The 25662-nt window shown below is 63.2% G+C and carries 16 protein-coding genes, 2 tRNA genes, 2 rRNA genes and 1 riboswitch (1 of these 21 running past the window's edge); of the genes, 11 read left to right on the top strand and 9 right to left on the bottom strand.

Annotated features, from left to right (window positions below; all coding sequences use genetic code 11):
* The 4 genes from PMI42_RS14705 to PMI42_RS14690 form a co-directional block, all read right to left on the bottom strand.
* Positions 1 to 757: ribosomal RNA gene (locus tag PMI42_RS14705) — 23S ribosomal RNA — on the bottom strand (it extends 2115 nt beyond the left edge of the window).
* A 412-nt stretch (positions 758 to 1169) separates the two neighbouring features.
* A tRNA-Ala gene (locus PMI42_RS14700) sits at positions 1170 to 1245 on the bottom strand.
* 33 nt (positions 1246 to 1278) lie between these two features.
* Positions 1279 to 1355 (bottom strand) — tRNA-Ile (locus tag PMI42_RS14695).
* Between the two features lie 189 nt (positions 1356 to 1544).
* A 16S ribosomal RNA gene (locus PMI42_RS14690) occupies positions 1545 to 3033 on the bottom strand.
* Together the 16S and 23S rRNA genes with 2 tRNA genes alongside form the textbook arrangement of a ribosomal RNA operon.
* 1027 nt (positions 3034 to 4060) lie before the next feature.
* On the opposite strand from PMI42_RS14690, the gene PMI42_RS14685 reads away from it, so the two are divergent.
* Complete coding sequence (locus PMI42_RS14685) at positions 4061 to 6124, top strand: M23 family metallopeptidase (protein WP_008135347.1); 2064 nt, start codon at positions 4061 to 4063, stop codon at positions 6122 to 6124.
* A 152-nt stretch (positions 6125 to 6276) separates the two neighbouring features.
* Positions 6277 to 7896: an NHL repeat-containing protein gene (locus tag PMI42_RS14680; RefSeq protein WP_008135345.1), complete on the top strand. Its 1620-nt coding sequence runs from the start codon at positions 6277 to 6279 to the stop codon at positions 7894 to 7896.
* Between the two features lie 107 nt (positions 7897 to 8003).
* Here the strand turns inward: PMI42_RS14680 and clpB are convergent, their stop codons facing one another.
* The gene (clpB, locus tag PMI42_RS14675) at positions 8004 to 10643 is read right to left on the bottom strand and encodes an ATP-dependent chaperone ClpB (protein WP_008135344.1); all 2640 of its coding nucleotides are present in this window, start codon (positions 10641 to 10643) and stop codon (positions 8004 to 8006) included.
* 245 nt (positions 10644 to 10888) lie between these two features.
* On the opposite strand from clpB, the gene PMI42_RS14670 reads away from it, so the two are divergent.
* Positions 10889 to 11677, top strand: coding sequence for an MOSC domain-containing protein (locus PMI42_RS14670; RefSeq protein ID WP_008135343.1), 789 nt, complete (start codon positions 10889 to 10891; stop codon positions 11675 to 11677).
* 112 nt (positions 11678 to 11789) lie between these two features.
* Here PMI42_RS14670 and PMI42_RS14665 read toward each other — a convergent pair whose 3' ends face one another.
* Complete coding sequence (locus tag PMI42_RS14665; RefSeq protein WP_035965704.1) at positions 11790 to 12578, bottom strand: TIGR02594 family protein; 789 nt, start codon at positions 12576 to 12578, stop codon at positions 11790 to 11792.
* Positions 12579 to 12793: 215 nt separating this feature from the next.
* Here PMI42_RS14665 and PMI42_RS14660 point away from each other — a divergent pair, with 215 nt between their 5' ends.
* Entirely contained in the window at positions 12794 to 13657 is an 864-nt protein-coding gene (locus tag PMI42_RS14660) for an alpha/beta fold hydrolase (RefSeq protein WP_008135341.1), read from the top strand.
* Between the two features lie 100 nt (positions 13658 to 13757).
* Here the strand turns inward: PMI42_RS14660 and metW are convergent, their stop codons facing one another.
* Positions 13758 to 14420, bottom strand: a complete 663-nt coding sequence (metW, locus tag PMI42_RS14655; RefSeq protein WP_008135338.1) for a methionine biosynthesis protein MetW — start codon at positions 14418 to 14420, stop codon at positions 13758 to 13760.
* 15 nt (positions 14421 to 14435) lie between these two features.
* Positions 14436 to 15638, bottom strand: coding sequence for a homoserine O-acetyltransferase MetX (gene metX / locus PMI42_RS14650; RefSeq protein ID WP_008135337.1), 1203 nt, complete (start codon positions 15636 to 15638; stop codon positions 14436 to 14438).
* A gap of 90 nt (positions 15639 to 15728) precedes the next feature.
* A riboswitch (SAM riboswitch) is annotated at positions 15729 to 15808 on the bottom strand.
* Between the two features lie 191 nt (positions 15809 to 15999).
* Here metX and PMI42_RS14645 point away from each other — a divergent pair.
* Genes PMI42_RS14645 through PMI42_RS14635 form a run of 3 tightly spaced genes read left to right on the top strand, consistent with a single transcriptional unit; the run spans position 16000 to position 18912 of the window.
* A complete protein-coding gene (locus PMI42_RS14645) occupies positions 16000 to 16848 on the top strand; it encodes a chorismate mutase (RefSeq protein ID WP_035965702.1) in 849 nt (282 codons plus the stop codon).
* 34 nt (positions 16849 to 16882) lie between these two features.
* Entirely contained in the window at positions 16883 to 17977 is a 1095-nt protein-coding gene (gene hisC / locus PMI42_RS14640) for a histidinol-phosphate transaminase (RefSeq protein ID WP_008135335.1), read from the top strand.
* Entirely contained in the window at positions 17974 to 18912 is a 939-nt protein-coding gene (locus PMI42_RS14635) for a prephenate/arogenate dehydrogenase family protein (protein ID WP_008135334.1), read from the top strand. The genes hisC and PMI42_RS14635 overlap by 4 nt, the downstream gene beginning before the upstream one ends.
* Positions 18913 to 18935: 23 nt before the next feature.
* Here the strand turns inward: PMI42_RS14635 and PMI42_RS14630 are convergent, their stop codons facing one another.
* Positions 18936 to 20120 carry a DUF2125 domain-containing protein gene (locus PMI42_RS14630; protein WP_008135333.1) on the bottom strand — a complete coding sequence of 395 codons (1185 nt, stop codon included), beginning with the start codon at positions 20118 to 20120 and terminating at the stop codon, positions 18936 to 18938.
* Positions 20121 to 20230: 110 nt separating this feature from the next.
* Here PMI42_RS14630 and PMI42_RS14625 point away from each other — a divergent pair, with 110 nt between their 5' ends.
* From PMI42_RS14625 to PMI42_RS14610, 4 genes are all read left to right on the top strand, one after another.
* A complete protein-coding gene (locus PMI42_RS14625; protein WP_008135332.1) occupies positions 20231 to 20833 on the top strand; it encodes a gamma-glutamylcyclotransferase in 603 nt (200 codons plus the stop codon).
* Between the two features lie 174 nt (positions 20834 to 21007).
* Entirely contained in the window at positions 21008 to 21250 is a 243-nt protein-coding gene (locus PMI42_RS14620; protein WP_008135331.1) for a hypothetical protein, read from the top strand.
* Entirely contained in the window at positions 21213 to 22739 is a 1527-nt protein-coding gene (locus PMI42_RS40460; protein WP_157195753.1) for a class I SAM-dependent methyltransferase, read from the top strand. Before PMI42_RS14620 ends, PMI42_RS40460 begins: the two co-directional genes overlap by 38 nt.
* Complete coding sequence (locus PMI42_RS14610; RefSeq protein WP_008135329.1) at positions 22736 to 25642, top strand: sulfatase-like hydrolase/transferase; 2907 nt, start codon at positions 22736 to 22738, stop codon at positions 25640 to 25642. Before PMI42_RS40460 ends, PMI42_RS14610 begins: the two co-directional genes overlap by 4 nt.
* The last annotated feature ends 20 nt before the right edge of the window (positions 25643 to 25662 follow it).

Here is a 25662-nt window from a genome sequence, read left to right as displayed (position 1 = left end):
CCCTATTCAGACTCGCTTTCGCTACGCCTTCGCCTATCGGCTTAAGCTTGCTCGTTAAATTAAGTCGCTGGCCCATAATACAAAAGGTACGATGTCACCCAGAACGTATCTTGGGCTCCATCTGTTTGTAGGTGTCCGGTTTCAGGTCTATTTCACTCCCCTCGTCGGGGTGCTTTTCACCTTTCCCTCACGGTACTGGTTCACTATCGGTCGCTGAGGAGTACTTAGGCTTGGAGGGTGGTCCCCCCGCGTTCAGACAGGATTTCACGTGTCCCGCCTTACTCGTGGATACATCATCGCATTACTCGTACGGGGCTATCACCCTCTGAGGCCCAGCTTTCCTGACTGGTTCCGATTGTCTTTGATGTATCACTGGCCTGGTCCGCGTTCGCTCGCCACTACTAACGGAGTCTCTGTTGATGTCCTTTCCTCCAGGTACTTAGATGTTTCAGTTCCCTGGGTTTGCTTGAAACCTCCTATGTATTCAGAAGTCTCATACCTTCTCTTGATAACCGGAAATCCAAAACCTCTTCGATCGAAATCTAAAGGTCTGGCGTCTTCCATCTCTGGTCGAACTCCACACCACAGTCTCTCGACTGAGGTCTTGGAGTTCCGGCTATCGAAGGTGGGTTTCCCCATTCGGAAATCCATGGATCAAAGCTTCTTCGCAGCTCCCCACGGCTTATCGCAGCGTAGCACGTCCTTCATCGCCTCTCAGCGCCAAGGCATCCACCGAACACCCTTAAGGCACTTGATTGCTCTCATTATCAATGTCCACACACTCGGCAGAATGTTGTCTGTACGATTGCCTTGCGGCGCGCGCCCTCGATGAACGCTACGTACAGCCGGACAATGATTAGAAAGACCAGCTTGCTTCGTAAGATCGTTCCGATAGCGAGGCGGTCAAGCTTCGCTAAAAGGATCATTTACAACTCGCATTCCTTCCAGACGCAGCCTTGTGAGCCACACTGAAAGGCGCGCGAGCGCCGAAATGATCCGGAGATAATGAAGTATCGCGTGGCAATTGCTTGCCGCACGATCCAACTCGGATCGATCTCCTCTTTACGATGTCAGAAATCACGCAGCTTGCCGTCCATCCGGACTAGCAAGTGCGAAGTGATGTTTCGCGGACGATTTCAGGTGCACGATCAGTCGATGATCAAACCATCTGGTGGAGCCAGACGGGATCGAACCGACGACCTCATGCTTGCAAAGCACGCGCTCTCCCAGCTGAGCTATGGCCCCGTAACCAGAAGACGAATGCTCACTCGATGAAAGTGGTGGGCCTGGGAAGACTTGAACTTCCGACCTCACGCTTATCAAGCGCGCGCTCTAACCAACTGAGCTACAAGCCCCTAACGCATATCCAGTCAAGGACCAGGGATCTGCAAGCCTGCAGCCCCAGCGCGTGTTCGTCCGCGAAGAAAGAGAAACGAAGACGGCGAAATCCCGCCAATGCAGCTCAACGATCCTGACGACCGTTGGCCACTGATGTTTCTAAAACGATCCGATAGATAGCAAGCTATCTGAAGGATCATCCTTAGAAAGGAGGTGATCCAGCCGCAGGTTCCCCTACGGCTACCTTGTTACGACTTCACCCCAGTCGCTGACCCTACCGTGGCCGGCTGCCTCCCTTGCGGGTTAGCGCACCGTCTTCAGGTAAAACCAACTCCCATGGTGTGACGGGCGGTGTGTACAAGGCCCGGGAACGTATTCACCGTGGCGTGCTGATCCACGATTACTAGCGATTCCAACTTCATGGGCTCGAGTTGCAGAGCCCAATCCGAACTGAGACGGCTTTTTGAGATTTGCGAAGGGTCGCCCCTTAGCATCCCATTGTCACCGCCATTGTAGCACGTGTGTAGCCCAGCCCGTAAGGGCCATGAGGACTTGACGTCATCCCCACCTTCCTCGCGGCTTATCACCGGCAGTCTCCTTAGAGTGCTCAACTAAATGGTAGCAACTAAGGACGGGGGTTGCGCTCGTTGCGGGACTTAACCCAACATCTCACGACACGAGCTGACGACAGCCATGCAGCACCTGTGCTCCAGGCTCCGAAGAGAAGGTCACATCTCTGCGACCGGTCCTGGACATGTCAAGGGCTGGTAAGGTTCTGCGCGTTGCGTCGAATTAAACCACATGCTCCACCGCTTGTGCGGGCCCCCGTCAATTCCTTTGAGTTTTAATCTTGCGACCGTACTCCCCAGGCGGAATGCTTAAAGCGTTAGCTGCGCCACTAGTGAGTAAACCCACTAACGGCTGGCATTCATCGTTTACGGCGTGGACTACCAGGGTATCTAATCCTGTTTGCTCCCCACGCTTTCGTGCCTCAGCGTCAGTATCGGGCCAGTGAGCCGCCTTCGCCACTGGTGTTCTTGCGAATATCTACGAATTTCACCTCTACACTCGCAGTTCCACTCACCTCTCCCGAACTCAAGATCTTCAGTATCAAAGGCAGTTCTGGAGTTGAGCTCCAGGATTTCACCCCTGACTTAAAGACCCGCCTACGCACCCTTTACGCCCAGTGATTCCGAGCAACGCTAGCCCCCTTCGTATTACCGCGGCTGCTGGCACGAAGTTAGCCGGGGCTTATTCTTGCGGTACCGTCATTATCTTCCCGCACAAAAGAGCTTTACAACCCTAGGGCCTTCATCACTCACGCGGCATGGCTGGATCAGGGTTGCCCCCATTGTCCAATATTCCCCACTGCTGCCTCCCGTAGGAGTTTGGGCCGTGTCTCAGTCCCAATGTGGCTGATCATCCTCTCAGACCAGCTACTGATCGTCGCCTTGGTAGGCCGTTACCCTACCAACTAGCTAATCAGACGCGGGCCGATCTTTCGGCGATAAATCTTTCCCCGTAAGGGCTTATCCGGTATTAGCACAAGTTTCCCTGTGTTGTTCCGAACCAAAAGGTACGTTCCCACGCGTTACTCACCCGTCTGCCGCTGACGTATTGCTACGCCCGCTCGACTTGCATGTGTTAAGCCTGCCGCCAGCGTTCGCTCTGAGCCAGGATCAAACTCTCAAGTTGGACTTGAACTTTGAACCGGCTGATCACAACGTTTGACGAGGTCCCACCATTTTTCCGACGACCGAAGCCGCCGAGCTGCCCGCGATTCACATCGCTGGCAACGATGGTGTTTCCTTTAAAACGTGTACCGCCGAAGTCTTTCGTCCGGTCCCGAACCCGAAAAGCCGAAGCTCTTCAAGAGCGAGACCCGCAAGGACTCCGCCGTCCACGTTTCTCTTTCTTCATCTTCACTTGTCAAACAGCCCGGGACCGTGGAGGCCCCAACCTTCCAGAGAGGAAGGGTTCCGACACCCTTACCGACGATGGATGAACTCCAACCGACTGGTGTCGGCTGTTGTGTCACTCAACAAGGTGAGGAGCATCAGTGGCGCGTTCGCTCGCCTTGGTCAGTGACCCGGCGGCGCCGCGCTCAGTGGTTGGGGTTATAGGCCCCACCTTCCGGGCTGTCAACGCCAATCGTCAACAAATCGTCGCACAGTGGATTGTCGAAAAACTCCAGCGATTCCAGCCAATTAGACGGACCGAGAATGCGCCGGCCGATCCGGCCCGGCAAAAAATCTCAAAAAAAGTTTGTGTCCCAGCGGGCTCTGGAGGGGCCCTGGAGGGGCTCCGGACGCGGCTTTGGGCGCCCTCCCCTGGCGGCCCCCGGCGTCCGGCCCTTCAGGAAACTTTTTCCATATTAGGCGCCGTACTTGAGCCACATTCCCGCGGCGTTCTGATAAGAGACAAGCTTGAATCGCGGGGATGCCAGTGGGGGCTGCCGGCGGTTTTCGTGGGGTCAGAGGAAGGCAATCATACGATGAAGCGGCCTTCTTCAGACATTCGAGAGACATCGAGAGATCTTTTTCCGCTTAGCTGTTCGTAATTTCGGCCGGCCCGTCATCAGGGCCTTCTGACCGCGGACGCCTGTGCGGCTTGCCGTTTCCTGCGATGCCCCTCGAAGAGGGCGACTGGGAAGCGGCTCGAAACCGGGCCGGTATAGGCCAGGCTGTATGGACCTCTTGGGTCGTTGATTGGGGGACTTGGGTTGAACCACAGGACGTCACGCGGCGCTTACGGGCGTGAGACCGGGATCATCGATCTCGGCCACGAGCCGCCGCTGTCCGTCGATGGTTCGGAAGCCGCCGTCATCGATCGCCGTCGCGTCTCGGTGCAATGGTTCAGCGGGACAATTCTGACCGGACTCTGCGGCGCAGCCCTGATCGGCGGCGCCGTTTTCGCATCTCTGGACGGCGAGATGACCTTCGCCAAGGTGCCGGAGCGCGTCGAGGGCGCGCTGCGCGGTGCATTCGGCGCCGCCGACCGCGCCGCCACGCTGCACAAGAGCGATCGCCTGCCGCCGCCGAGCGAATCCACCGCGTCGCGCAACATCGTGCGCGTCTCGACGGTCGCCCGCGTCGGCAACCGCGACGTGATGCGGGTGCGCCCCTTCATCCGGATCGCCGGCAATCTGTCGATGACGACGAGCGATCTGTCGGCGAAGATCCCGCCGTTCAACGCCCAGCGCCTGCTCACCGACGTCGGCTCCGACCCGAAGACCGCAGCCGAAGACCCGAACAATCCGGAAGCCGTCGAGCCCGACGCCGAGGTCTCCTTCGTCACCAAGGACCTGTCGCAGGTGCTGCCGAAGGCCAAGATTAGCGCAGTGGTTGCGCTCGACGACATCCTGATGCGGGTGCGCGACGCCGCCAACTGGCGCGGCAATGGCGGGGTGCGCTACGCCTCGCTGGCCAATGCCACCGCCGACATCTCCGGCGCGACCGGCCCGTCCGACATCAGAAGCGCCTACGCCGCCGAAGCCTCGCCCTCCGATCCCTATGCCGGCTTCGAGACCCGCGTGGTGCCGGAAAACGTGACGCTGCTGCCGAAGACCAAGGAACAGATCACCGGCGGCAATCCCAACGGCGAACGCATCCATGCGGTCAAGAAGGGCGACAGCGTCGGCTCCGTCCTGCGCGATCTCGGCGCGACCGCCGACGAAATCAAGGCGATCACCGCAACGCTCGGGCCCCGCGGCCGCGACGGCGGCCTGAAGGAAGGCGAAAAACTCCGCATCCTGATGGCGCCCGCAAGCCCCGGCGCCCGCCTCCAGCCCTATCGCGTCGTGGTTGCAAACGACACCATGGTCGAAGCGATCGCGGCATTGTCCGATCTCGGCAAATACGTCGCGGTCGACGTCTCCAGCATGAACACCGTCGCGGAGGCTGCGGCCAACGCCAACAGCGACGACGATGACGACGATGACGGCACCGGCGTGCGGCTCTACCAGAGCATCTACGAGACCGCGATGCGCAACAAAGTGCCGATGCCTGTCATCGACGACATGATCAAGATCTACTCCTACGACGTCGATTTCCAGCGCAAGGTGCAGCCAGGCGATTCATTCGACGTCTTCTACGCCGGCGAAGACGAGGGCGTGACGTCCACCGAAAAGAACGACGTGCTGTTCGCGTCCCTCACGGTCGGCGGCGAGACCAAGAAATACTATCGCTACCAGAGCCCCGACGACGGCGTCGTCGACTACTATGACGAGACCGGCAAGAGCGCGAAGAAGTTCCTGGTCAGGAAGCCCGTCAACAACGCCATCATGCGCTCGGGCTTCGGCGGCCGCCGCCATCCGATCCTGGGCTATGTGAAGATGCACACCGGCGTCGACTGGGCCACCGCCTACGGCACGCCGATCTTCGCCTCCGGCAACGGCGCGATCGAAAAGATCGGCCCCGAGGGCGGTTACGGCAAATACATCCGCATCAAGCACAATAACGGCTACGAGACCGCTTACGGCCACATGTCGGCTTTCGCCAAGGGCATGGAAGTCGGCAAGAAAGTGCGCCAGGGCCAGGTGATCGGCTTCGTCGGCTCGACCGGCGCGTCGACCGGCCCACATGTGCACTACGAAATCCTGGTCAACGGCCGCTTCGTCGACCCGCTGCGCGTGAAACTGCCGCGCGGCCGTTCGCTGGAAGGCCCGATGCTGGCCGGCTTCGAGAAGGAGCGCGACCGGCTCGACGGCATGATGAGCGGCCGCGGCGGCGCCATCGCCCGCATGTCGGATGCGACCGGCGGGCCGTTGCAGGTGAGCAACCGCTAGTAGCAACCGACCGACACCGGCCGGACATCTTCATCGACATGGATGAATGGAATGCAGTGAAGCGAGGCCGCTTCACGGCATCACAATTTCAAGTTTCGTTTGCCAAAGCCGATCGAGGGGCGAATACTTTCCAAAAAACGGGAGGTCTCGCCATGAAGAACAGGCTCGCCTGCGCAGCCCTGATTGCTGCCGTTTTCTCCGTCACGAGCGCATCGGCTCAAACCTGGGACGTTACGAAACTCGTCCCCGGCTCGGCGTTCCATGGCGTGCACGGGCTCGGAATCGACAAGGACGGTCACCTGTTCGCCGGCAGCGTCGCGGGCGCAATGCTCTATGAGGTCGACATTTCAGGCGGTACCGCCAAGGTTGCAATCCCCGCACCGATCGGAATGGCTGACGACATCGCATTCGCGCCCGACGGCACCATGGCCTGGACCGGCTTCCTGGCCGGCGATCTCTATGCGCGCAAGGGCGACGGCCCGATCAGGAAGCTCGCGTCCGGCCTTCCCGGCATCAATTCGCTGGCCTTCCGCAAGGATGGCAGGCTCTACGCCACCACCGTTTTCCTCGGCGACACGCTCTATGAGATCGACGTCGAGGGCGTCAAACCGCCGCGCCAGATCATGGAGAAGATGGGAGGCCTCAACGGCTTCGAGTTCGGGCCCGACGACAAGCTCTACGGGCCGCTCTGGTTCAAGGGCCAGGTCGCCAGGGTCGACGTCGACACGGCGGAGCTGACCGTGGTCGCCGAGGGCTTCAAGGTCCCGGCCGCGGTAAACTTCGATTCCAAGGGCAATCTCTGGGTGGTCGACACCGCGCTCGGCCAGCTCGTCCGGGTCGATCCCAAATCGGGCGCCAAGACCATGGTCGCGCAGCTGAAGCCGTCGCTGGACAATCTCGCGATCGACGCCAAGGACCGCATCTACGTCTCCAACATGGCCGACAACGGCATCCAGGAGGTCGATCCGGCGACAGGCAAGACAAGGCAGGTCATCATCGGCAAGCTCGCTTTGCCCGGCGGCATCGGCGTCACCTCGGAGAATGGCAAGGATACGATCCACGTCGCCGACGTATTTGCCTATCGCACGGTGGACGGTGCGACCGGCGAGGTCACCGAGAGGGCGCGCATGCATGCCGACGGCGTCAGCCTCGAATATCCGATGAGTGCGACGGCCAGGGGCAACGACGTGGTCCTGTCGAGCTGGTTCACCGGCACCGTGCAGGTGATCGACGGCAAGACCGGCGCGACGCGCGACATGCTGCACGGCTTCAAGGCGCCGCATGACGCGATCGTGATCGAGGACGGCAGCATCTTGGTCGCCGAGCTCGGCACCAAATCGCTGGTCCGCGTCAGCGGCGAGCACGGCAAGGACCGTACGACGCTGATCGGCGGCCTCGAGGGCCCGCTCGGGCTCGCCGGCGGGTCGAGCGGCGAGGTCTATGTCACCGAGGCCTTTGCGGGGCAGGTGTCCAGGGTCGACAAGAACGGCGAAAGAACCGTGATCGCCAAGGACCTGAAAATGCCCGAGGGCCTCGCACGCGCCAGCGACGGCAAGCTGATCGTGGCGGAAGTCGGCGCGAAGCGGTTGATCGAGATCGCGCCGGAGGACGGCAAGGTGACCGAGATCGCCGCCAACCTTCCGATCGGCCTGACCGGCGCGCCCGGCGGGCTGCCGACCCACATCCCGACGGGCGTGGCGATCGGCGCCTCCGGAGTGATCTATTTCAGCTCCGACATCGAGAACGCGATCTACAGGGTCGTGAAGAAGTAGCGTCCGGCTCGCCGCAGTCGGCGAGCCAGCCGGCCGGCGTGACCAACCCCCCCCCCCGGAAAGAACGCCTCTCCGAGGGGACTCTATTGAGCAGGGAACGCCGGTGATCAGTTCAGCTTGCGCTTCGAAGCCGGCGCCTCGAACTGGGTGATCTCTGCGGTCTGCGGCGCCTTGCCGTTGAAGGTCAGCACGTTGCCTTCGGAAGAGATCGCGACCGCATCGCCGTCCCTGACGTCGCCGCCGAGGATCATCTCGGCGAGCGGATCCTGGACGTAACGCTGGATCACCCGCTTCAGCGGCCTTGCGCCGTAGGCGGGATCCCAGCCCTTGGCGGCAAGCCAGTCGCGGCCCGCGGCATCGAGCGTCAGCACGATCTTGCGATCGGCCAGGAGCTTCTGGAGCCGCGCGAACTGGATCTCGACGATCCGGCCCATCTCGCTCCGCTGCAAGCGGTGGAAAAGGATGATCTCGTCGACGCGGTTGAGGAATTCGGGGCGGAAATGCCCGCGCACCATTCCCATCACCTGCTCGCGCACGGCCGAGGTGTCCTCGCCCTCCGGCTGGTTCACCAGGAACTCCGAACCGAGGTTCGACGTCATGATGATCAGCGTGTTGCGGAAGTCGACGGTGCGGCCCTGGCCATCGGTCAGGCGGCCGTCGTCGAGCACCTGCAACAGGACGTTGAAGACGTCGGGATGCGCCTTCTCGATCTCGTCGAACAGCACGACCTGGTAAGGCCGGCGCCGCACCGCTTCGGTGAGCGCGCCGCCCTCGTCATAGCCGACATAGCCCGGAGGCGCGCCGATCAGCCGCGAGACCGAGTGCTTCTCCATGTATTCGGACATGTCGAGGCGAACCATCGCGGTCTCGTCGTTGAACAGGTACTCGGCGAGCGCCTTGGTCAGCTCGGTCTTGCCGACGCCGGTGGGCCCGAGGAACATGAACGAGCCCATCGGCCGGTTCGGGTCCTGCAGGCCTGCCCGCGAGCGGCGCACGGCGGTTGCGACCGCACGCACGGCCTCGGCCTGGCCGACGACGCGGGTGCCGAGCTGCTCCTCCATCTTCAGGAGCTTGTCCTTCTCGCCCTCCAGCATCTTGTCGACGGGCACGCCGGTCCAGCGCGAGACCACCTGCGCGATATGGTTGGCGGTGACCGCCTCCTCCATCATCTCGCCGGAGTTCTCCTTGGCCTCGATGTCGGCAAGCTGCTTCTCGAGTTCGGGAATCCGGCCATAGGCGAGTTCGCCGGCCTTCTGGAATTCACCGCGCCGCTGCGCGTTGGCAAGCTCGACGCGCAGGCCATCGAGCTCCGCCTTCAGCTTCTGGGCGTCGGAGAGCTTGTTCTTCTCCGCGCTCCAGCGTGCCGTCAGCGCAGCCGATTTCTCCTCGAGGTCGGCCAGCTCCTTCTCCAGCGTCTGCAGGCGGCTCTTCGAGCCGGCATCGCTTTCCTTCTTGAGCGCCTCCTGCTCGATCTTCAGCCGGATGATTTCCCGATCCATCGAATCGAGTTCTTCAGGCTTGGAATCGACCTGCATTTTCAGCCGCGCCGCGGCCTCGTCCATGAGGTCGATTGCCTTGTCCGGCAGGAAACGGTCGGTGATGTAGCGATTGGACAGCGTCGCGGACGCCACGAGCGCGGAATCGGTGATCCGCACGCCATGGTGCTGCTCGTACTTGTCCTTCAACCCGCGCAGGATCGAGATGGTATCCTCGACCGAGGGCTCGCTGACGAAGATCGGCTGGAACCGCCGCGCCAGCGCCGCGTCCTTCTCGACGTGCTTCTGATACTCGTCGAGCGTGGTCGCGCCGATGCAGTGCAGCTCGCCGCGCGCGAGCGCCGGCTTGAGCAGGTTGGAGGCATCCATCGCGCCATCGCCCTTGCCCGCGCCGATCAACGTGTGCATCTCGTCGATGAACAGGATGAAGGTGCCCTCGCTCCCGGTCACTTCCTGGAGCACGGCCTTCAGCCGCTCCTCGAACTCGCCACGGTATTTCGCACCCGCAATCAGCGAGCCGAGGTCGAGCGACAGCAGCTTCTTGTCCTTGAGGCTCTCGGGCACGTCGCCGTTGACGATGCGCAGCGCTAGCCCTTCGGCGATCGCGGTCTTGCCGACGCCGGGCTCGCCGATCAGAACGGGGTTGTTCTTGGTCCGGCGCGAGAGCACCTGAATCGTGCGGCGGATCTCCTCGTCGCGGCCGATGACCGGATCGAGCTTGCCGTCGCGCGCGGCCTGGGTCAGGTCGCGGGCATATTTCTTCAGCGCGTCATAGGCGTTCTCGGCGGTCGCCGAATCCGCCGTGCGGCCCTTGCGCAGCGCTTCGATCGCGGCGTTGAGATTTTGCGGGGTGACACCGCCCTTGCTCAGGATCGCGCCGGCCTCGCTGGTCTTCTCCAGCGTGAGGCCGAGCAGCAGCCGCTCGACGGTGACAAAACTGTCGCCGGCCTTCTCGCCGGCCTTTTCAGCGGCGTCGAAGGTGCGGGCGAGATCGGGCGCCAGATAGATTTGCCCGGCGCCGCCGCCGGAGACCTTCGGCACCTTGCCCAGGGCCTCGTCGGTCGCCTTCAGGATGGCACGGGAATTACCGCCGGCGCGGTCGATCAGGCCGGCAGCCAGCCCTTCATTGTCGTCCAGCAGGACTTTCAGGACGTGCAGGGTCGAAAACTGCTGGTGCCCCTCGCGCACGGCGAGCGACTGCGCGGACTGGATGAAGCCCCTGGAGCGCTCGGTATATTTGTCGATATTCATGGTCTTTTCTTTCCCTCGGCCTGCCCCTGGAGCCCTCTAAGGCACTCCAAACGGCATCTTCATTGGGTTTCCACCTGATACGTTGACGTTCCTCAAAGCATCAAACGGTGTCGTTATCAGCCGGCGCTGGCGCCGGCCTGACCCAGATGTGGGAAGCAAAGCCTCGGATCGGAAGAGGCGCGTTCACAATTTCGTGCGCTGATCCGTCTGCTGGCGGGTCTCGGTCGAATCCCTTAAGTAGCGGCATGACAGCCAGCCAGACTGCCGAAATCACCGGCCTCTATCGCTACCCGATCAAGGGCCTGACGCCGGAACCGCTGCCCCGTGTCCCCTTAAGAACCGGTCAGACCCTGCCCGCCGACCGCCGCTACGCCATCGAGAACGGGCCGAGCGGGTTCGATCCCGAGCAGCCCGGGTGGAAGCCGAAAATCCAGTTCCTGATGCTGGCGCGCAATGAGCGGCTGGCGTCCCTCGACAGCCGGTTCGAGGATGCGACCAACCGCCTGACCATCCGCAAGGACGGCCAGATCGTCGCCAGCGGCGATCTGGAAACCGAAGCCGGGCGCGCCGCCATCGAGGATTATTTCCGCAAAAATTTTCAGCCGGAGCTGAAGGGGCCGCCAAAAGTGCTGTCCGGCCGCGACCACAGCTTTTCCGACGTCGCCCGCAAGGTCGTGTCGATCATCAATCTCGGCAGCGTCCGCGCCATCGAAACCATGCTCGGCGGGGCCCCGGTCCACCCGCTGCGCTTCCGCGCCAATCTTTACGTTAAGGGCTGGCCGGCCTGGTCCGAGCTCGACCTCGTCGGCCAGACGCTCGCGATCGGCCAGGCCCGGCTGAAGGTGGTCAAGCGCATCGTCCGTTGCCCCGCCACAAATGTCGATCCCGAGACCGCGGTGCGCGATCTCGAGATACCGCCGACGCTCTCGCGCCATCTCGGCCACATGGATTGCGGCATCTATGCCGAGGTGATCGCCGACGGCGAGATCGGCGTGGGGGATGCGGTCGCGGTGGAAGAGCCGAGACTGGTGTAACGGGACGCCGCCTCAACAGACTCCTCATTGCGAGGAGCGAAGCGACGAAGCAATCCAGCCTATTTCCGCGGAGGCATTCTGGATTGCTTCGCTTCGCTCGCAATGACGTGTCTCAGTTCGGCATCACATACGCATAGATCCGCCCGCGCGAGATCGGCGCCTCGCGGACGCGGTTGCCGTTGTTGCCGGAGATCATGATCGGATTGCCCTGAGCGTCGATGCCGGTGATGATGCCGACATGACCGCCCCGACCGCCGCGAGACATCACGGCGATGGCACCGACCTGCGGACCGGAGACACGCGTGCCGTAATGCGCGAAAGAATTTGCCATGTCCGATCCGGTGCCACGGTGGCCGGTTTTCTCCAGCACCATGTTCATGAAGCGCGCGCACCACAGGCTGCCGCGCCCGGTCGGATTACTGCCGACATAGCGGCGCGCCTCTGACACGAGGCCCGATCCACCGCCGAAGCCGCTGCTCATGGCCGTGCTGCTGGCATTGCCGATGTCGCCAGCGCCGTTCTTGTTGACAGCGTGGCTCATCCTGCCGGCACGGGTCATATTGCCAGCACGGCTCATGTTTCCGCCGAAGCCCATCTCTCCGCCGCCCGTGTAGCGCATGTCACCCATGCCGCCGCTGTTGGCGTTCGGATCGTAGCTGGCCTGCGTGTTCATGAAGCCGCCGGCCTGCAACTGCGCCGCTCCGCGCTCGAAGCGCGAGCTGCGTCCATGGTGGCGGTAATGATGATATCTGCTGGCGTGATGCGCGTGAGCGTGCCGCTCTGCGCTGTGACGATGATGCGGCCGCGCTGAGGCCGGAGAAACGAACGCGGCAACGGCCGCGAAGAAGATCGCCAGCGCGACAACACAACGCGACAGGCGAGACGCAAACAACTCAAACATTCTTCATCCTTCGTTGACACCCCCAGTTCCAATCGGCCCGTGCGGTGGCCGACATCCGTCTCGCCGTTAAGCCGCCCGATGTGGCGAGAAGAAGACGCCACGCCCGCGAATGGCTGCGATGATTTTGCGCCGTTGCTCGCCCGATGCTGCCGCATTGCGGACAACAACATTAACTGCAATCCTCCAAAGGCGGCTTGAAGAGAGGGAAACAGTTAATGCCCCACGCCACGACCAGGGACGACGTCCGCATCTATTTCGAGGAAGCGGGTCAGGGAACGCCGATACTTTTTCTGCACGAGTTCGCGGCCGACTACACCAATTGGGAGCCGCAGATGCGTTACTTCTCGCGCGGCCATCGCTGCATCACCTATTCGGCGCGCGGCTACACGCCGTCGGACGTGCCCGCCGGCGAAGTCTACACCTACACGCATTTCTATACCGACGCGCTGGCCGTGCTCGATCATCTCGGGATCGAGCATGCGCATCTCGTGGGATTATCGATGGGTGCCTATTCCGCGCTCCAGATCGGATTGAACGCGCCGCAGCGTGCGCTGTCGATGACGCTGGCCGGCGTCGGCTCGGGCTCGGAGCTCGACAACCTCGAGGCCTGGCGCAAGCAGTGCCGCGCCAATGCCGAGCAGTTCGAGACATCAGGCTCTGCGGAAGTCGCAAAAATCACGCGCGAGGCACCGAGCCGGATTCCCTTCCTGGTCAAGGACCCGCGCGGCCACGCCGATTTCTACGCCGCACTGGCGCGGCATGATTCCCGGGGATCGGCCAACACGATGCGCGGCTTCCAGGGCGGCAGGCCGTCGATCTACACCATGACGGATGCGATCAAGAAGGCGTCCACGCCGGCGCTGATCATCTGCGGCGACGAGGACGATCCCTGCGTCGGGGCGAGCCTGTTCTTGAAGAAGCACCTGCCGGCCGCGGGGCTCGCGATGTTTCCGAAATCGGGCCACGTGCTCAACCTCGAGGAGCCCGCGCTGTTCAACGAGAGCGTGGAGCGGTTCGTGACACTGGTGGAAGCGGGCCGGTGGCCGGTGCGCGATGCGAGGTCGCTGGCGGCGCATTAGCGCGCTGCGTAGCCCGGATGGAGCGAAGCGTAATCCGGGATTCTTGCATGCGGCATGGCCTGCCCCGGATTGCGCTTCGCTCCATCCGGGCTACGAAAAACTACTTTCCTTGCCCGCGCGTCAGCAGAAACACGCCCTGCTCGCCGAACAGATTCCACACCCACCACGGCATCCGCAGCCGCAGCGGGCGGCCGTAGAGATCCAGCGCCTCTGCGCGCTCCATCTTGACGTGGATTTCGTCGCAGAGCTCGACGAAGTCCTTGATGGTGCAGAAGTGGATGTTGGCGGTGTCGTACCAGCTTGCCGGCAGATTTTCCGTGCGCGGCATGTGGCCGCCGATCAGGAGTTGCAGCCGCATCCTCCAGAAGCCGAAATTCGGGAACGAGACGATGGCACGGCGGCCGATACGCAGCAGATTCTCCAGCACCACCTTCGGCTGCCGCGTCGCTTGCAGCGTCTGCGACAGGATCACGTAGTCGAAGGCGTCGTCGGGATAGTTGACGAGATCGGTGTCGGCGTCGCCCTGCACCACCGCAAGGCCCTTGGCGACGCAGCGGTTGACGCCCTCGCGCGACAGCTCGATGCCGCGGCCGTCGATGCCGCGCGTTTCCAGCAGTTGGAGCAGATCGCCGTCACCGCAGCCGACATCGAGCACTTTCGAGCCCGGCTTGACCATTTCGGCGACCAGCAGATGGTCGGCGCGAAACTGACCGGATTGCCCCGCAGCGAGACCGCCGAGCGGCAACACTTCCTGTACAGACATGGCTAGCCGTCCTTATCAGTCATTCTTGCCGGTGAGCCCGCGCGCCTTGCCCGCCGATTGCAGGAAGGCGCGGGATATGTCGAGGAATTCGGGCACGTCGAGCAGGAAGGCATCGTGGCCGCGATCGGTTTCGATCTCGGCGAACGACACCCGTGCGCTCGACGCATTCAGCGCATGCACCAGCGCGCGCGATTCCGAGGTCGGAAACAGCCAGTCGCTGGTGAAGGAGACCACGCAGAAGCGGGTCTGGATGCCCGCAAACGCCTTCGCGAGCACGCCGCCATGGTCGCCGGCGATGTCGAAATAGTCCATCGCGCGGGTCAGATAGAGATAGGAATTGGCGTCGAAGCGCTCGACGAAGGACGAGCCCTGGTAACGCAGATAGGATTCGACCTGGAAGTCGGCGTCGAACGAAAAGGTCGGCAGATCGCGATCCTGCATGCGGCGGCCGAATTTTCGGTGCAGCGCGGCGTCCGACAGATACGTGATGTGTGCGGCCATGCGCGCGACCGCGAGGCCACGATGCGGATGAATGCCTTGATCGGCATAGCCGCCGTTGTGCCAGTCGGGGTCGGCCATCACGGCCTGGCGGCCGAGCTCGTGGAAGGCGATGTTCTGGGCCGAGTGCCGCGTCGAGCAGGCGATCGCCAGCGCGGAGAACACGCGCGCAGGGTAGGCCGCAGTCCATTGCAGCACCTGCATGCCGCCCATCGAGCCGCCGACGACCGCGAACAGCGTGTCGATGCCGAGCCGGTCGATCAGCATCGCCTGCGCGCGCACCATGTCGGGAATGGTGATGACGGGAAAATCCAGCCCCCACACCTTGCCGGTCGCGGGATTGAGCGAGGCTGGCCCGGTCGAACCCATGCAGCCGCCGATGACGTTGGCGCAGATGATGAAGTATTGGCTCGGATCGAGCGGACGGCCCGCACCGACCAATGTTTCCCACCAGCCCGGCTTGCCGGTGACGGGATGCACATTGGCGACATGCTGGTCGCCGGTCAGCGCGTGACAGATCAGGATGGCGTTGGAGCGGTCCGCGTTGAGTTCGCCATAGGTCTGGTAGGCGATCTGGAACGGCGAAAGATCCACCCCGCAGTCGAGCGGCAGCGGCTGATCAGCGCCGAAATGGGCGACGAGCGAACTCGGATGATCCACCTCGTGCGAACGCTCGTCGGCACTGATCGCGGGACTTGGAATCGACTTGACGCCAACCATCTGACCATCGACCTCATGTGCGATCGGACTTCAGATCGCAGTGACATCAGGCCATGAAAAACCCGGCCTGAACGATAGGTTCGGCCGGGATCGAAAGCGTCCCCGGCCTGTTTAGCGAGTTTTTTAACGTGGCTGCAAGCCGGCCGGCTCAAATGACCACGGAACAGGCAAAATCTACTGTCTTGGGCGGTTTTCGTCAAGCCGCGGTCCGGATTGACCAAATTCCTCTCTGCGCCAGCGGCTCAAAAGGCCGTCATTTCTCTTTGCTTTCGCCGCCCCGACTGCCTAATCAGGACATCGATCGCAGCGGACCGGCCTGATGGATCCGCATTGGAACGCCTCTCAACCGCCCTTGCCAGATATGTCCCAACGTCCGCCCGCGCCACCGTCATTGCAGGAATTGCGCAAGGAGATCGACGAGATCGATGAGGGCATGCATCGCCTGCTGATGAAGCGCGGCGACATCATCGACCGCCTGATCCAGGTGAAGCAGACCCAGGAGGTCGGCTCGGCGTTCCGCCCCGCCCGCGAGGCCTCCATGATGCGCGACATCGTCCAGCGTCATCGCGGCATCCTGCCGCTCGACACGGTCGAGAGCATCTGGCGCGTCATCATCTCCACGTTCACCTATGTGCAGGCGCCGTTCTCGGTGCACGCCGACATCTCGGTGAGCGAGCCTGCCATGCGCGATTCCGTGCGCTTCCATTTCGGCTTCACCGTGCCTTACGTCGCGCATTTCAGCGCGCAGGCCGCAGTCGAGGCGGTGGCGAAATCCAAGGGCGATCTGGCGCTGGTCTCGGCGACCTCCAGCCGCACGCCATGGTGGCTGGAGCTGGAGGCAGCAGGCGCACCGAAAATCATCGCGCGGATGCCCTTCGTCGAGCGCGCCGACCATCCGGCCGCACTGCCCGTGTTCGCGATCTCGCGCGTCGCCGACAGCGCCCTGGTGACGGAGGTCGAGACCTTCAGCGTGCGCGTCTCCGGCTGGAATGCCGAGATCGCGCGGGCGCTGTCGCCGCTCGCCGAGATCGTGGCGGTGCCCGATACCGCCTTCGACGGCGCCGCGCTGCTGGTCTCGGTCACGGCTGCGAGCAGCATCGACAAGATCAAAGCTGCCCTGATCGAGGCGGGGGCCTCGGTGCGCTCCACGGCCCTCGTCGGCAGCCACGCAACGCGCTATACGGTGGCCCCGACCGGGCCCAAATCGTAAATCGCGAACAGCCTAAGCCTATCCGGAGTTGAAGATGTCCCGCCCCGTGCCGAATCCCGGCATTCTCGATATTGCGCCCTACACGCCCGGCAAGACCCCGGTGCCGGAGCCGGGCCGCAAGGTGTTCAAGCTCTCGGCCAACGAGACGCCGTTCGGGCCCTCGCCCAAGGCGATCGAGGCCTTCAAGCACGTGGCTGATCATCTGGAAGATTATCCGGAAGGCACCTCCCGCGTGCTGCGCGAAGCGATCGGCCGCGCCTACGGTCTCGACCCCAATCGCATCATCTGCGGCGCCGGCTCGGACGAGATCCTCAATCTGCTCGCGCACACCTATCTCAGCCACGGCGACGAGGCGATCTCGACCACGCACGGCTTCCTGGTCTACCCGATCGCGACCATGGCGGTCGGCGCCAAGAACGTGATCGCGCAGGAGAAGAACCTCACCTGCGACGTCGACGCCATCCTCAAGGCGGTGACGCCGAAGACAAAGCTGGTCTGGCTCGCCAACCCGAACAATCCGACCGGCACCTATATTCCGTTCGACGAGGTCAAGCGCCTGCGCGCCGGCCTGCCCTCGCACGTGCTGCTGGTGCTGGATGCCGCCTATTGCGACTACGTGTCCCGTAACGACTACGAGATGGGGATCGAGCTGGTCGCCACCACCGAGAACACGGTGGTGACGCACACCTTCTCCAAGATCCACGGCCTCGCCGCGCTGCGCATCGGCTGGATGTTCGGTCCCGAGCACATCATCGACGCCGTCAACCGCATCCGCGGTCCCTTCAACGTGTCGACGCCGGCGATGTACGCTGCGGTCGCCGCGATCGAGGACACCGCGCACCAGGCGATGTCGAAGCAGTTCACCGAGACCTGGCGCAACCGGTTGACCGAGGAGATCGGCAAGCTCGGCCTGAAGGTGACGCCCAGCGTCGCCAATTTCGTGCTGATCCACTTCCCCGAAACCGGCAAGACCTCGGACGCGGCCGATGCCTATCTGACCAGGCGCGGCCTCGTGCTGCGCGCGCTGAAGAATTACGGCCTGCCGCATTCGCTGCGCATGACCATCGGCACCGAGGAGGCCAACCGCCTCGTGATCGAGGGCCTGCGCGACTTCATGGCCGGCAAATGAGTACGAACCCGCACTTCCAGCGCGTCGCCCTGATCGGCTTCGGCCTGATCGGCGGCTCGATCGCGCGCGCTGCGAAGCTCCAGGGCCTGGCCGGCGAGATCGTCACCACCGCGCGCTCGGAGAAGACGCGCGCGCGGGTGCTCGAGCTCGGCATCGTCGACCGGGTCGTGGCGACCAATGCGGAGGCCGTGAAGGACGCCGACCTCGTCATCCTCTGCATTCCCGTCGGCGCCTGCGGGCCGGTGGCGCAGGAAATCGCCGCGCACCTGAAGCCCGGCGCTGTTATCTCCGACGTCGGCTCGGTCAAGGGCGCGATCGTCAGGGACATGGCGCCGCATCTGCCGAAGAATGTCCATTTCGTGCCGGCGCATCCCGTGGCGGGCACCGAGCATTCGGGACCTGACTCCGGCTTCGCCGAGCTGTTCATCAACCGCTGGTGCATTCTGACGCCGCCGGAAGGCGTCGATGCCGGTGCCACCGACCGCCTGCGCGCCTTCTGGGCCGCGATGGGCGCCAAGGTCGAGGTCATGACGCCGGATCATCATGATCTCGTGCTCGCGATCACCAGCCATCTGCCGCATCTGATCGCCTACACCATCGTCGGCACCGCCGACGAGCTGCAGGAAGTCACGGAATCCGAGGTGATCAAATTCTCCGCCGGCGGTTTCCGCGATTTCACCCGCATCGCCGCCTCCGACCCGACGATGTGGCGCGACGTGTTCCTGGCCAACAAGGAGGCCGTGCTCGAGATGCTCGGCACCTTCAGCGAGGATCTGGCAAAGCTCACGCGTGCCATGCGTCGCGGCGACGGCGAGGCGCTGTTCAACCATTTCACCCGCACCCGCGCCATCCGCCGCGGCATCGTCGAGATCGGCCAGGATTCGGCGGCGGCCGATTTCGGCCGGCCGCATGCCCAGCTCGGCAAGAAGCCGTAGCGCGTCGTCGCGCTCCGTCGTCCCTAATACAATGGCGGGATCTGGCCGACCTTGACCGGGCCGAGCAGCACGGTGCCGTCGACGAATTTCAGCGGGAAGCTGCGGGCCTTCTTGCCTTCCAGCGTGCTCTCGGTGCCGATCGAATTGATACCGGCGGCAACGCCGGCATTGGCGTTCTGCTTGATCACCTTGCCAAGGCCGGGAACGGCGCGATCGAGCGCGCCGAACAGATTGTTGAGGTCCTGCGACTTCACGCCGGGCGCGACGCGGTCGAGCGTTGCCTGCGGCACGCCCTCTTCCAGCATCTTCTCGATGCCGAGCGCCGGGATCACGCGCTCAAGGCCCGTCACGGTCATCTGCAATTCGCCGTCCAGTCGGCCATTGGCCGAGAGGCCGAGCGTCCCGGCCGCGACCGCGATCATCTCGCCCTGCTGGATGCGCGACTGCACGATCTCGATGTGACCGCCGGCGGCCTGGATCTCGCGGAAGCGCTGCGGCCAGGGTTTTGGCGTGAGGTCGGAAAGGCCGGTGATCTTGGCGCGCGTGTCGGCCTCGAACGGCTCGGCAAGCAGGGGATGGACGCCCTGAATGCTGCCCTGTGCGATGTGGGCCACGGTCTCGATCACGGGATGATCGGCCGGCGAGCCATCGGCGAGGCGGCCGTGCAGCTCGACCTGCTTGGCGCGCGCCAGCGGCACCTGCACGCTGCCGTCGAGCCTGGTCATGGCGGGATCGTCGAACACGATGGAAGCGCGGTCCGGCACCGCCGGCAGGCCGACCACGCTGCTGCGGCCCTTGCTCCAGTTCACCACGAAGGTGTTTTGCGTGACGCCGTCGGTCACCGTCGCGGGCGCGGAAAACTCGGCGATGACCCGCTTGGGATCATAGACCTGGGCGATGACCAGGATGTTGTCGAGCTTGGCCGTGAACGGCGTCTTGCTGGCGTTCTGCGAGACCAGGGCGACGCTGGCGCCGGAACACTGGACCTCGAAGCGGAACGGGAAACCCGCGACCGAACGCTTGGCGCAATCATAGATGCGGCCGGACTTGGCCTCCTGTGCGCGCCAGGCATCTGCGGCGATTTCGGCCTGGGAGGCTGCATAGAACCAGAAGCAGCTCCACGCGACCGCGAGGATCAGGAGGAGAACGGGTGCGATGAAAAGGCCCCAACGGGAGCGCCGGCCTGCGGCAACGGTCATATCGGACATGCGGCGACCCTTTGACCCCAGATGATGGCAAATGTAAGCGAGATGGGCCTGCTCCGAAAGGCGGAGAATTCGCTTCGCTTGGGGCCGCCGTTCTGGTAGCCGTGCCCGAAATGTCCGAAATCACCCTCCCCTCCGTCACCACAGCCAAGGGCGACCTCTGGGTGTTCGGCTACGGCTCGCTGATGTGGCGGCCGGGCTTCGAGTTTATCGAGCGCGTCCCGGCGCGTCTGGTCGGCGAGCATCGCGCGCTCTGCGTTTATTCCTTCGTGCATCGCGGCACGCCGGAGAAGCCGGGCCTGGTACTCGGGCTCGACCGCGGCGGCGCCTGCCGCGGCATCGCCTTCCGCGTCGCTGAAGCGAACCGCGCCGACGTCGTCGCCTATTTGCGCGCGCGCGAACAGGTGACGTCGGTCTATCGCGAGGTCATGCGCTCGGTGTGGCTGGAGAACGATGCGCGCGAGCGCGTCTCCGCCCTCGCCTATGTCGTCGACCGCGGCCATGTGCAATATGCCGGCCGGCTGTCGCTGGCCGACCAGCACCGCCATGTCGTCCAGGGCCATGGCCAGTCCGGCGCCAACCGCGACTACGTGACCGCCACGGTAAAAGCGATCGAGGCCGAGGGCTTTCGCGATGCACAACTGCATCAGCTCGCGGCGATGCTGCACGATCATCACGCAACCGATCCTCTCACGCAAACGATGCTTGATCGGTAAAGGCTGCAGATCAATGCAGCACTTTATTTCCTGATGGAAACAATCGAGATCATACTTTCGGCCACCGACTTATTACGCGACAAACCACCGCACCTCGATACTCGCAGGAATTGTAAAAGCATCGAGCCAAGTATAGACCTGTCAGGTACGTGTAATAATTGGGAAGGACCGGGAATGCTTGGCAGCCTCGACAAGATCGCAGGCGCGCTTGCACTTGGGGTGGTGTTTTATATCACCTCGACGCATGAAAGCTTTGCCTATCTCGATCCCGGCGCGGGCAGCATGATCCTGACGTCGATTCTCGGAATCGTTGCGGCCACCATCTACACGCTCAAGGGATATATGCATCGGATCACAGGCGTCTTCCGCAGAGGACACCGTGACGTCGCCGGCTCTTCGACGCGGGAGCCAGATTGACCCTCAGCATGGTCACGGCGAAATGCCCCAGCCCCCTCGGACCGACCAACAGAAACCCACACCCATGACGCCGGAGCCGGGCTCGTTCCGGGATCCCGGCAATCAGGTCTTCTACCTCGACGAACAGGTCTTCCGAACGCTCGATGCCGAGAGCGCAGCTCACTGGCACCAACTCCGCCAGACGACGTTCTTCCAGGCACTCGTCAAGCGCGAGGCCGTTGTCGCCACCGAGACCGAAGACCGGCCGGGCGTGAGAGAGCAAGCGCTCTCCGGCCGGTGGACCGAGTTGCTCCGGCACGAGAGAATTCCGTTCGTTTCCTATCCGTACGAGTGGACCTTCAACATGCTGAAGGATGCAGCCCTGCTGCAGCTCGGCATTCTCGAAGATGCCCTCGCGAACGGCTGGACGCTCAAGGACGGCTCTGCCTACAACGTGCAGTGGCGGGGGCAACGGCCCGTCTTCATCGACGTCTCTTCCTTCGAGCCGTACCGCCCCGGCGAGTCCTGGATCGGGTATCGCCAGTTCTGCATGATGTTCCTCATCCCGCTTCTGCTGAAGGCGCATCGCGACATCGACACGGCAGCGCTGTGCCGAAGCGATCTCGAGGGCATCGATCCGGAGGAGGCGCTAAAGTTCATCTCGGTCCGCGACATCTTCCGTCGCGGCGTACTGTCCCACATCTATCTTCACGCCAGGCTGCAAGCCCGCGCGCGGCGCGCTGAAGCTGCCGTATCTTCGGCTCCTCCCAAATGGGCGATAAGACAGACCGCCGAAATGACGCTTCGCATGGTCCAGTCTCTCGGGCGACTGGTCAGCAAGCTCGAACGCCGGGACGCCCGTACATCCTGGTCGGCGTATGAGGAGACGCATTCCTACGACGATGGGTCGTTCTCCCAGAAGAAGGATTTCGTCGAACGGCACGTTCGCGGCAGGCGATGGCCGCTCGTCTACGATCTCGGCTGCAACACCGGCACGTTTTCGCGCCTGTGCAGCGAACACGCCGACTGCATCGTCGCGATCGACCAGGACGAATTGGCCGTCGACACGCTCTACCGGCGCATCAAGACGCCGGCATCGGGCAACATCATTCCGCTGGTCATGCCGCTGAGCAACGTATCGCCGGATCAGGGATGGCGTGGCCGCGAGAGAAAGTCGTTCGAGCATCGCGCCAGACCCGACCTGATCCTCTGCCTTGCGCTCATCCATCACATGGTCGTTTCAGCAAACATTCCCTTGCGGAATTTTCTGGACTGGATCCGCGCTTTCGGCGCCAGCGTCATTCTCGAGTTCGTGGGGCCCGACGACGAAATGACGCTGCAACTGCTCAAGAACAGACGCAACGTCCATTCGGGCTATACGCAGGAGGCATTCGAATCCGTTGCGAGGTCGATGTTCGACATCCTGGATTCGGCACCGCTCAAGGGCGGCCGAAGACGAATCTACCTGCTCCAGCCCAAGGCGCAGGAGCCCACGGAGGCGTCGGCATGATCGCGGGTCCGGACGAGAGGCGCAGCACGACCTTCGAACGAGGCTCCTTTCTGCTGCATGTCGCGCTGTCGGCGATCGCGATCGCACAGCCGTTCTATTCAGTGACCGGCACGAATCTGAATTTCTTCGTGGCTTGGCGGATGGGCGGGATGGAGTTCGCCGCGTGGATTCTGCTGATCTACGCCGTGCCGCCGCTCCTCACCTACCTGCTCGTCTCGCTGGGCGCCCGGTTACACCAGCGTCTCGGCCAGGCTTTGGCGTTCGTCATCTTCACGGCATATATCGGGCTTGCGGTCGCCAATGCCGCGCAGCAGCTGGCGCGTAGCGCGCCATTCGTTCCGATCAGGGAGCAACTCGCCGCCGGCGCGGTATTGCTGGCGCTCTCGGCCACGTTGACCTGGCTGCTGCTGTCGAAACCGGGGGTGCGCGGTTTCGTTCGGCTTGTTGCGGTGATGACGATCGTCTTCCCCGCGCTCATGCTGCTCCGCGGCCACGAGTTCGGCGTAATCCGGTTTTCGCAGATTCCGCCTCCGCCGAAACTCGACCTCCCATCGCGGCCGAACATCGTGCTCATCGTCTATGACGAGCTGCCGCTCACCACGATCCTTGACGGTGACGGGCTGATCGACAAGGAGAAGTTTTCGAATTTCCATCAGTTCGCACAGGACAGCACCTGGTTCGCCGATGCGCGCTCGGTGTCGGGAGAAACCGAGTTCGCCGTGCCTGCGATCCTCTCGGGCCGGTTGATGAAAGGCAACGCGCCGGCAACTTACGCGATCTACCCTCAAAATATCTTCTACACCCTGGGGGCGAGCTACAACGTCCTGGATCTCCAGAGCGTCACCAATCTCAATCCGTTCGGACAGTCCGAAAACGGTTCCGAATCGTCGTTCTCCGCGCGAGCCCGACGGATCGCGCTCGACATTGCGATCATCTACGCCCATATCGTCACGCCGGCGCAACTGGTGGCCGGACTTCCGCCGATCAACCGGCAGCACAATCGCTTTGGCGAAGACATCACCGTCCTGCCGTACGGCACGCCGCATCACCAGCGGTTCGTTGCCGCACTGAATGACGCGAAGCCGCCGTTCCTGGCCGTCTACCACAACATCTACCCGCACAATGCCTGGACCCACTACCCGTCCGGCACGCCCTACCCGCCGCCGCGATGGGGTGACTACATTTCGCTCGATCGCAAGATCACGAAGCTCGGCGTCGACAACGCGCGGATCAGGCACGACTACCAGGCACACTTGCTGCAATCGATGCACGCGGACAAGCTGCTCGGTGAGATCATTGCGCGGCTGAAGGCGACCGGCGCATACGACCATTCGATGATCGTTGTCGTCGCCGATCACGGCGTCTCGCTGTGGCCGGGCGAGTCGCCGCGCGATCCGAACGTATCTCACAAGCCGGACATCTCGGCGATCCCTCTCCTGGTCAAGTTGCCGGAGCAAACAGTTCCACTGGTCTCGCTCGAAACGGTCAGGACGACCGACATCTACCCGACCATCCTCGACTATCTCGGCATTGCCGGCGCAGCGGATGTCCAAGGCACGTCCTTTCTCGATGCGATCCGGAAAGCGGTTCCGGCCGAAGCCGTGAAGTCCACCGCCCATCGCGCGGACCCGACGCTCAAGCGGCGCATCGGCTGGTTCGGAACCGGGGTCTCGAGCGCAGATCTGTACGGCTTCGGCGAGTTCCGCAACTACATCGGCCGGCGCGTCAGCGAATTCCAGTCCACCTGGACGCCCGACGCCGTCGCCGCGATGCTCGGGCCGAACGGCACCCGGCGCACGGCGATCCCCGATTCCGCTCGCATCGACGTGCGGATCACCGGCGGAAAGCAGGATGGAGAGGCGCGAAACGTCCTTGTTGCATTGGGTGATCGCTTCTGCGGCGCGACCCGGACCACGGATCTTGGCGAGGAGGACGTTGCCAATACTTTCACGCTGATCCTCGCCGAGGACTGTCTCGACAAGGTCGGCACGCGCGAGCTCAGGGTGTTCGTGCTCGACGCGTTCGAGCATCTCGCCGAAATCCCGGTCGAGAACCTTTCCCTGGAACGCGCGGTCGCCGACCTCGCCACGATGATCGGCGGGTTGCAAGCCGCCAAGAGCGACCGGCAAGGGCGCATGACGCTGTCTGCATTGCGCGAAGCCGATGTCACCGTTCCGGATTCGCTGATCGGCGACGGCGAACTGGCCGGGCCGTGGGGCGACTTCGTCGTCTCGAGGGAGGGGGCCCGATGGCATCTCGACTTCCATTCCACACCCGGGAATGCCTGCACGACGCTGCTGCTTGCCGCCGGCCAGATCGCGGGCGTCACACAGCTCGCCACGTCGGCGGCGGCGGCAGACGAAATGGAGGCTCCTATGAAACCCGAGCAGGTCAGGCAGGCCTGTTCGCGTTCGAGCGAAGGATTTGTCCGCATCATCGTTGCGAACCGCCCCGTTGCGAGCGCCCCGCATGCAATACAGGCGTCTGCTGGCGAGGTGGTCGATGCCCTCACAGAGCTCATCGGTGCGCTCAAGCAGTCGCGTATCGCGGCCGGCGGACGGTTCGAGCTGCAGAAGCTCCGGGATGCGAAGATTGCCGTTCCCAAGCTATTTGTGGCGGAGAACCGCCTGTCCCTGCCGTGGGGTGACGTCGCCGTTCAAAGGGACGGCAAGCGCTGGGTCATCGACCTGTACTCCATGCCGAAGTCCGTCTGCACGGCCGTACTGCTGGGCGTCAATCAAATCCGCGGCGTGGCCAGGATTGCGACGACGGCGCGCAGCAAGGACGAGACCAACACGCCGGTCAGCCCGGACTATGCCGAGCAGAACTGCCGGGATCCCCGGGTGGAGGTCGTCAGGATCATCACGACGGACGACACCAACGCGGCTGCGGCGGGAAATTGAACGCCGGCCACGGCGCCGCG

Origin of the sequence: Bradyrhizobium sp. YR681 (genome assembly GCF_000282615.1) — a bacterium.
Classification (GTDB): Bacteria; Pseudomonadota; Alphaproteobacteria; order Rhizobiales; family Xanthobacteraceae; genus Bradyrhizobium.
The sequence above is the reverse complement of the archived record's forward strand: the minus strand, read 5'-3'. Positions and strand labels throughout refer to the sequence as shown.

What these genes read in the sequence shown, in the direction of transcription:
- PMI42_RS14680 (WP_008135345.1), top strand. Translation starts at nt 6,277, where the DNA reads ATGAAGAACAGGCTCGCCTGCGCAGCCCTGATTGCTGCCGTTTTCTCC.
- clpB (WP_008135344.1), bottom strand. Translation starts at nt 10,643, where the DNA reads ATGAATATCGACAAATATACCGAGCGCTCCAGGGGCTTCATCCAGTCC.
- PMI42_RS14670 (WP_008135343.1), top strand. Translation starts at nt 10,889, where the DNA reads ATGACAGCCAGCCAGACTGCCGAAATCACCGGCCTCTATCGCTACCCG.
- PMI42_RS14665 (WP_035965704.1), bottom strand. Translation starts at nt 12,578, where the DNA reads ATGTTTGAGTTGTTTGCGTCTCGCCTGTCGCGTTGTGTTGTCGCGCTG.
- PMI42_RS14660 (WP_008135341.1), top strand. Translation starts at nt 12,794, where the DNA reads ATGCCCCACGCCACGACCAGGGACGACGTCCGCATCTATTTCGAGGAA.
- metW (WP_008135338.1), bottom strand. Translation starts at nt 14,420, where the DNA reads ATGTCTGTACAGGAAGTGTTGCCGCTCGGCGGTCTCGCTGCGGGGCAA.
- metX (WP_008135337.1), bottom strand. Translation starts at nt 15,638, where the DNA reads ATGGTTGGCGTCAAGTCGATTCCAAGTCCCGCGATCAGTGCCGACGAG.
- PMI42_RS14645 (WP_035965702.1), top strand. Translation starts at nt 16,000, where the DNA reads ATGTCCCAACGTCCGCCCGCGCCACCGTCATTGCAGGAATTGCGCAAG.
- hisC (WP_008135335.1), top strand. Translation starts at nt 16,883, where the DNA reads ATGTCCCGCCCCGTGCCGAATCCCGGCATTCTCGATATTGCGCCCTAC.
- PMI42_RS14635 (WP_008135334.1), top strand. Translation starts at nt 17,974, where the DNA reads ATGAGTACGAACCCGCACTTCCAGCGCGTCGCCCTGATCGGCTTCGGC.
- PMI42_RS14630 (WP_008135333.1), bottom strand. Translation starts at nt 20,120, where the DNA reads ATGTCCGATATGACCGTTGCCGCAGGCCGGCGCTCCCGTTGGGGCCTT.
- PMI42_RS14625 (WP_008135332.1), top strand. Translation starts at nt 20,231, where the DNA reads ATGTCCGAAATCACCCTCCCCTCCGTCACCACAGCCAAGGGCGACCTC.
- PMI42_RS14620 (WP_008135331.1), top strand. Translation starts at nt 21,008, where the DNA reads ATGCTTGGCAGCCTCGACAAGATCGCAGGCGCGCTTGCACTTGGGGTG.
- PMI42_RS14610 (WP_008135329.1), top strand. Translation starts at nt 22,736, where the DNA reads ATGATCGCGGGTCCGGACGAGAGGCGCAGCACGACCTTCGAACGAGGC.